Below are 1636 nucleotides of genomic sequence, written 5' to 3' on the forward strand. Positions count from 1 at the left end.
CGATCGGTCCCACATTGGGTCAAGCTATAGAAGCCCGGGCCAGTACTATTCAGAGTAGCATCCGACTGGATGAAGGACCTCTGCTGAAAGTGGGCCTGTTCCACTGCGTTGATGGGGACCATCTGCTACTGGCTATTCATCATATGGTGGTAGACGGCGTATCGTGGCGGATACTGTTGGAGGATTTGTCGAATGCCTATGAGCAGGCTGTACGTGGAGAAACCATACAGCTCCCGACCAAAACAGACTCCTTCCGGGTCTGGTCGGAGCGGTTGTCAGCCTATGCCGACAGCCTTGAGATGGAAAGTGAGCACGCATACTGGGAGCAATTAAATGAACTGGCGGCATCCGAGTCGCCCCAACTTCCAGTGTCCCAAGAGCATAGCGATAAGTTTATGCAGCAAGACATGGGTATCGTAAATGTGAGGCTTACGAAGGAAGAGACTGGTCAACTACTGAAGCAAGCCCACCGCGCGTACAACACAGAAGTGAACGATCTGTTGCTGACGGCGCTCGGGTTGACGTTAAGTACTTGGACTGGCAGTGAGCAGGTTACAATTCTTCTGGAAGGCCATGGCCGGGAAGATATCATGAAGGATACGGATATATCACGGACGATTGGCTGGTTTACGAGTCAATACCCGGTGCTGCTGCGGATTAACCGGGAAGATGATATCTCCGGCCACATCAAACGGATGAAGGAGACGCTGCGCAGCATTCCACATAAAGGAATTGGGTACGGCATCTGGAGATATCTCAGTCAGAATGGACCGTCCAGGGCAACATACGCCGAGCCACAGATCAGCTTCAATTATTTGGGCGAATTTGATCAGACACTGCAGCATAGCGGCATGCATTTTTCTCCATATTCTAGCGGAGCTAATACTCATGAACTGACCCAAATGTCCTGTGTTATGGACGTGGGAGGACTCGTTACAGATGGCATACTGGAACTAAGCATTCAATACAACAATAAGGCCCTCCCACAAAATACTGCTGAGCAACTAGCAGAGCAATTCAAGCAGAATGTGCTGGAAGTGATTCAGCATTGTGCATCTCGGGAGCACTCCGAATTGACGCCGAGTGATGTGCTGCTTTCTGGCTTAAGCCTTGAAGAACTGGACCGGATGGTGGAGCAGATTCAGCCTGACGGAGAGCTTGAGAATATATATCCCATGACGCCGATGCAAAAAGGCATGCTGTTCCACAACATGCTGGATTCCCAGTCGAGCGCCTATGTAGAGCAGTCCACCTTTGAACTGAAGGGAACGCTGGATCTCGCTGCATTCTCTGCCAGTCTGGACTTGTTGGTACAGCGTCATTCAGCACTGCGGACCAACTTCCGGAGCGATTTGCAGGACGAGCCGCTGCAAGTGGTGTACCGGAATAAACGCGGAGAGCTGTACGTAGAGGATATACGTGAGAAGGAAAAGGCGGAGCAGGAGCAATATATCAAGGAGTTCGTACGTCGGGATCAGCAGAAGGGGTTTGATCTGGCAAAGGATACACTAATGCGGGTATCCATCTTACGTACATCAGACGATGTATACCATTTTGTATGGAGCTTTCACCACATCATAATGGACGGCTGGTGTTTGTCGCTGGTCACTAACGAAGTCTTTGGAGGATATACCGC

General features: G+C 50.6%; 1 protein-coding gene. It reads left to right on the top strand.

Annotation, left to right across the window (positions count from 1 at the left end; genetic code table 11):
* Positions 1 to 1636: condensation domain-containing protein (locus AC5ELV_RS26235; protein ID WP_493432449.1), on the top strand; the 1636-nt coding region annotated here is incomplete at both ends.

Source organism: Paenibacillus sp. NMA1017, from assembly GCF_058895805.1.